This window comes from Yaniella soli, assembly GCF_054782375.1.
Genome location: NZ_BAAGSP010000056.1, coordinates 1 through 5,211, shown reverse-complemented (window position 1 = coordinate 5,211; position 5,211 = coordinate 1). Strand labels below are relative to the sequence as shown.

At 54.1% G+C, this 5,211-nt stretch carries 10 protein-coding genes; 6 read left to right on the top strand and 4 right to left on the bottom strand.

All coding sequences use genetic code 11. The annotated features are described in order from the left end of the window. Positions 1-125 precede the first annotated feature (125 nt). From ACYVJT_RS15005 to ACYVJT_RS14995, 3 genes are read left to right on the top strand one after another with little or no spacing between them, the layout of a single operon-like run. Positions 126-434 carry a cupin domain-containing protein gene (locus tag ACYVJT_RS15005; RefSeq protein WP_499418531.1) on the top strand — a complete coding sequence of 103 codons (309 nt, stop codon included), beginning with the start codon at positions 126-128 and terminating at the stop codon, positions 432-434. Next, the gene (locus ACYVJT_RS15000; RefSeq protein WP_343959752.1) at positions 431-1,948 is read left to right on the top strand and encodes an aldehyde dehydrogenase family protein; all 1,518 of its coding nucleotides are present in this window, start codon (positions 431-433) and stop codon (positions 1,946-1,948) included. Before ACYVJT_RS15005 ends, ACYVJT_RS15000 begins: the two co-directional genes overlap by 4 nt. Further along, positions 1,876-2,283, top strand: coding sequence for an excalibur calcium-binding domain-containing protein (locus ACYVJT_RS14995; RefSeq protein WP_343959755.1), 408 nt, complete (start codon positions 1,876-1,878; stop codon positions 2,281-2,283). Before ACYVJT_RS15000 ends, ACYVJT_RS14995 begins: the two co-directional genes overlap by 73 nt. Positions 2,284-2,313: 30 nt before the next feature. Here ACYVJT_RS14995 and ACYVJT_RS14990 read toward each other — a convergent pair whose 3' ends face one another. The 3 genes from ACYVJT_RS14990 to ACYVJT_RS14980 form a co-directional block, all read right to left on the bottom strand. After that, entirely contained in the window at positions 2,314-2,529 is a 216-nt protein-coding gene (locus ACYVJT_RS14990) for a DUF6458 family protein (RefSeq protein ID WP_343959757.1), read from the bottom strand. 225 nt (positions 2,530-2,754) lie between these two features. Continuing rightward, positions 2,755-3,138 (bottom strand): hypothetical protein, encoded by a 384-nt coding sequence (locus ACYVJT_RS14985; protein WP_343959759.1) that lies wholly within the window; start codon positions 3,136-3,138, stop codon positions 2,755-2,757. 3 nt (positions 3,139-3,141) lie between these two features. Beyond that, positions 3,142-3,648 (bottom strand): ImmA/IrrE family metallo-endopeptidase, encoded by a 507-nt coding sequence (locus tag ACYVJT_RS14980; RefSeq protein ID WP_343959761.1) that lies wholly within the window; start codon positions 3,646-3,648, stop codon positions 3,142-3,144. 277 nt (positions 3,649-3,925) lie between these two features. On the opposite strand from ACYVJT_RS14980, the gene ACYVJT_RS14975 reads away from it, so the two are divergent. Then, positions 3,926-4,372 (top strand): hypothetical protein, encoded by a 447-nt coding sequence (locus ACYVJT_RS14975; RefSeq protein ID WP_343959763.1) that lies wholly within the window; start codon positions 3,926-3,928, stop codon positions 4,370-4,372. Then, positions 4,369-4,740: a hypothetical protein gene (locus ACYVJT_RS14970; RefSeq protein ID WP_343959765.1), complete on the top strand. Its 372-nt coding sequence runs from the start codon at positions 4,369-4,371 to the stop codon at positions 4,738-4,740. The genes ACYVJT_RS14975 and ACYVJT_RS14970 overlap by 4 nt, the downstream gene beginning before the upstream one ends. Positions 4,741-4,779: 39 nt before the next feature. Here the strand turns inward: ACYVJT_RS14970 and ACYVJT_RS14965 are convergent, their stop codons facing one another. Continuing rightward, complete coding sequence (locus ACYVJT_RS14965) at positions 4,780-5,046, bottom strand: hypothetical protein (RefSeq protein ID WP_343959767.1); 267 nt, start codon at positions 5,044-5,046, stop codon at positions 4,780-4,782. Between the two features lie 56 nt (positions 5,047-5,102). On the opposite strand from ACYVJT_RS14965, the gene ACYVJT_RS14960 reads away from it, so the two are divergent. Next, on the top strand, positions 5,103-5,211 hold a 109-nt coding region (locus ACYVJT_RS14960; protein WP_499418532.1), incomplete at its 3' end, for a hypothetical protein.

The following is a 5,211-nucleotide window of genomic DNA, read 5'->3' as shown; positions in this document are numbered from 1 at the left end:
CGAGCCTCATTATGGCGACGTCAACACCAATACCGGGCCCAGCAATATCACTACACAGCACGCGGCCACACTTTACAAACACGACTGTAGTACTAGGCAACCTCGAGGCAGCTCAATTTAAGCCAATGATGGTCGACGAAAACACTTCCGTCGGCGAAATATCCTGGATCAAAGATGGACGAGTTCAATTCTGGAGGGGAACCCAGCAGAATTGCCCACAAACTGTCCCATATCCCATCGCCCTTGAAGAAACCGTCTACGTCATCGAAGGCAACGCTGACGTGGAATTCGAAGACGGCACTGTGCATCGTCTCAACCCCGGAGACGTAGCGACATTCGAACAAGGCGCTCAGACCACGTGGACATTCATCTTCCCGTTTGTGAAAGTCGCTATTTTTGCAGATGCCAAACCAGCTAAGAAAGGAACATCATGAGTGTTACATCCAACAACGCACCATCAGCAACCGTTTCATCACCACGGCTTCAAGAATTCCTCTCAACACCGCAGCGGCTGTTTATTGATGGACAATGGGTCGAATCCAGCTCAGGCAGGACCTTCAACACTTACGACCCCGCCACCGGTAATAAGCTCGCCGAGGTCGCACAGGGCGTCGAAGCCGATATCGATGCAGCTATAGCTGCGGCCAGAGCGGTCTTCAACGAAGGCTCATGGGTCAGTATGCGACCGAACACCCGGGAGGAATTACTCTTCGCCATTTCACAAAAGATTCAAGAGTGGGCCGATGATTTCGCTGAGCTTGAAGCACTGGACAACGGTAAGCCCCTTGGCATCGCTGCGGCATTCGATGTTCGTTCGGCGGCCGATTGTTTCCGATACTATGCTGGCTGGCCTTCAAAAATCCAAGGTTCAGTGAATAATCCATCAATGATCCTCGCCCCGGTGGAAGCCGAGTTCCACTCCTACACCCGCAGAGAACCCGTCGGAGTCTGCGCACAAATCATTCCCTGGAATTTCCCATTGCTGATGGCTGCGTGGAAAATCGCGCCGGCTCTGGCGACCGGCAACACAGTCGTACTCAAACCAGCCGAACAAACGCCGCTGACCGCACTGCTACTAGGCAAGGTACTCAAGGAAGTCGGTGTGCCACCCGGAGTCGTTAATATCGTCACGGGGTACGGCGATATCGGTGCTGCGCTCTCGAGCCACGCCGACGTCGACAAGGTTGCCTTCACTGGTTCCACCGAAGTTGGCAAAAAGATCGTCGAGTCGGTCAAGGGCAATCTCAAGAAAGTCTCACTCGAACTCGGTGGTAAGTCACCAAACATCGTCTTTGCAGATGCCGACATCCCCAGCGCGGTGGCCGGCGCCCTGCAAGGTTTCACCCTGAACTCAGGCCAGGCCTGCGAAGCAGGAACCCGAGTTTATGTTCATGAAGATATCTACGACCAGTTCAACGCGCAGCTGGTGGAAGCAGTCAAACAACTCAACATCGGGCCGGGTACAGATCCAACTTCGGATATCACCCCGCTGGTCTCAGAAGAGCAGTTGGACCGAGTCGTCGGATACCTCAATCAAGGTAAAACCGACGGTGCACAAGCCATCGTTGGAGGGAATCGCTGGGGCGATACCGGCTATTACGTGGAACCCACCGTATTTACCAACACCACCCCAAATATGTCGATCGTCCAAGAAGAAATCTTCGGACCGGTTGCCATCTCTATTCCCTTCTCCAGCGAAGACGAAGTCATTACAGCGGCAAACGACTCCGAATACGGTCTCGCGGCCGCACTGTGGACCAAGGATTTGAGTCGTGCCCATCGAGTGGCCAGCCGACTGCAAGCCGGATCAGTCTGGGTTAACACTTACCACGCGCTGGACAGTCAGCTCCCCTTCGGGGGCTACCACCAGTCCGGTTGGGGGCGCGAGCTTGGACCGGAGAGCATAGAACTCTACACCCAAGTGAAGTCAGTGACCATCGCGCTATAACTACCAATATTCCAAACCACGAGGCGTCGTCCACAGCACCAACGTGGGCGACGCTTCGTTCGTCATCAACGCTCAAAGAGCACCAGGACGCAGCCAAGGCTGAAGAAGAAGCCCGCGAAGCAGAACAAGAGCGTCAGTGCGAGGAAGAAGCCGTTCAGAATGCTCCAGCTCCTACACCTACCGCACCTGCTCAAAACACTGAACCGTCGACTCCTAACGGGGCCTACGAAAACTGCACCGCCGCACGGGAAGCTGGCGCGGCCCAGGTTCACCGCGGAGAACCTGGCTACGGGACTCACCTGGACCGCGATGGCGACGGGGTTGGCTGCGAATAAGAATCATTCCACAGCGACGCTTCGCTTGCCTTACTCCTCGATGATCTCTTCACGTCGTTCCACAGGTACCACGCGCCGACGCCGGGTGTTCGCATCAACAATCACGCTAATGATCAACCCAATGATCCCCGCGATCATAAGGATCAGGCCGATCATGTCGATGTCTACTGCCTGTACCTCAATGTTCACCGCAAAATACAGGATGGCACCGATCACCGTTAGGAAAACTGCTCCACCGTATTTCATAACCGTACTCCTTGCGTGAATGGAACTTCTGGTAGCTCGGATATTTTTTATGATCTCGACGGTACACAAGTATCGGCCTGGTGAACACAGCTCGGTAATGCACAGCCCAACGATGACGATTCGCCGAACGTGACTGGGTTCTGATCCGCATCTCAATGATGATGACGACGGCTGCCCACGCCCCGACACACAATCCTAGAGCCATTGTCACCCTCGCATGACAGGTTATTCCACAGGCTCGCTTTGCGTAGACTTTTTAGTGACTGAAGCTGGGTACAAACCGCGTGCAATGAACCCAATGATCGCGAACGACTGCACTGCGATCGCTGAAATAAATGCAACCCCGATAGTTGACTCTACTTCGAAGTCAGTGATTAGAAGGACGGCCACGAACAGGATCACGGAACCGAATGCGATGCCAACCATCCACAAAACGTAAGTCATCCGTCGAGCACGTTGGTCGTACTCTTGTTGAGCCTTATTCTTAGCTATCTCTGCAAGCGTGGTGGTGGATCGCTCCCGACTTACATCACGCTGAGCAAGCCCGGAGATGTTTGTCTCAATATACGTTTCGCCCCTGGCACGGTGTTTTTCAAAATCGTCCGACACAGATTATATGGACGCAGGATCTGGTTGGCTAGACAGCCGTTTATGACACTGCCGTACTGCAGGTAATGACACGCCGAAGTGTCGAGCCTGCTGAGCGATGGAGTAAGCCATGCCCTCGAGGCGATGAATCTCATTTTTTGGCATCAATAAGGCACCTGCAAATTCGTCGGCAAAGAACTCGTGCAAGTTGTAGTCACTGCCTCGGGCATCTGTAATGGAAAAGTCCTCGTCAGACGCGACGGAGCTTCGTTCCACAACATGGCCCAATTCATGTGCCCAAGTAAACCGTCGACGTGGCGCAGGTTCTGCGGAGTTAAGAACAATCTCAGCTGCGCCACGAGGCTGCTTCGAGACGACCCCAGAAATACCACCATCTAGCGGCATCTCATACTTGACGGCATCCAGAGCGTCAGTAATGGGCCCAAGCTTAACGGGGAACTCGCCATCCCAATGCGCATCGAGCAGCTCCTGCGCCTCACGACGAGCTCTTATATATGCTAATTCGTCCATATTTCCTCCTCCCACGTCACATCATCACTCATTTCCAGGGACGAGAATCCACCTGGGCAAAACATGTGGGTTGTGGTGTGGGTTCTTCACAGGCTATCAACTTGTGTTACAGCATAGCTATAGCTCCACGCGGCTAGCGTTTTTCAGTGCACATCAGTGAACGCATAGACACAACGGCGAAATGCTACCGCCTGGACAACCGGCCGAGTGCCACACATAGAGCGCAGCGACCTGCTCCGGGGAACGAACTCAAGAGAAACCCCTGAAGCCCAAGCACATGCTTGACGGTAGGTCTCAAGCCGTACCGGGGTTGATCGATGCAACGAGTTTCAACGACATCGTTATCAATGGCAGTACAAAAGCCCCGCACAATGCGAGGCTTTTGGCTACTAGCGCGTGGGCGGGCCATCATCGGCAGGATGACGGGAAAGAAGCCTTGCGACGGATCTTCTTCGACGATGCCGAACCACACATTGCAGAGGATCCTCCGCCCAGCAATGACACGCAGTCGGGCTCACGTACCCCGGAGCCTTTGAATTCGTTACCGGAAGCAACCGTTGATCCGACGCAACCTGCACCACCATGCGAAGCTACGGTCTTTGAGGTAACTATCGGCGGCTGGGATGCTGCCACCGGAGTTCGGGCTGCCGCACTTGTGGTATCCAACGACGAGTCCCACGCCTGCAGCTTGAAGGAATGCCAGGCTGCTAGCCTGTGGGCATGAACACTGAGCACTGGCTTCCGGTAACGCGTCAGTCAGACCGTGAAACCGTCGGCTATCTTGAACCTCTACACTCTGATTACTCCCAGGTCCAGCCCCGCTCGGTGCTAGGACATCCTGTAAGCGCCCCCTCTGATTTCGTGACCGGAGAAGATCTCTTACTTGAACGCGGGATCAGCGAAGTCGCCGAACACTGGCGACTGACTGACCCGCAGCTTCCGAACGCGCTGGCTATCCTAGAAGTATCGCCGGAAGGAATCATTGTGGCGGATGCGCTGGAAACAAAAGCTTTGGTACCCACCGAACGCTTCGAGGTGGAATGGCCCGATTTGATCCAGCGACTCGTGCCGTGGGATGAACCAACCAGCTGAATAATAAACAGTCAAACAATTGTCCGCTGACGTGCGGAGCTAGCTCGAGGAAGCGTAGAGATTTAGAGCGTCATGCATTAAACGTTGCGAGCTGCCGGGGAAATAGTTGGCGTGGGTCACTTTCACAGTCTCGATTGAGTCTGAACCAACGAGGACAACGTCTATCGCACGGTCGTCAGCGTACTGGCGTTCTAAACGCGAGTACGCTTCAGTTGCGAGTTCTAGTTCCTCGCCAAAGTCCAATTCTTCGAGAAGTTCATCTTTGCTGTGGTCAAACACCAACAGAAAGTTTTTGATGCCAGCCATTCTAGACTCAAACCGTCAGTGCAACACCCCTAGTCAACTTATGTTAGAGGTGGGTTATGGCGAAAATGGGACGGCCTGGACTTCCGGAGACCCAACGCCGCCGAGTCTGGGAACTATGGAAACAAGGACATTCATTTACTGAGATTTCCGAAACGGTCGACAGAC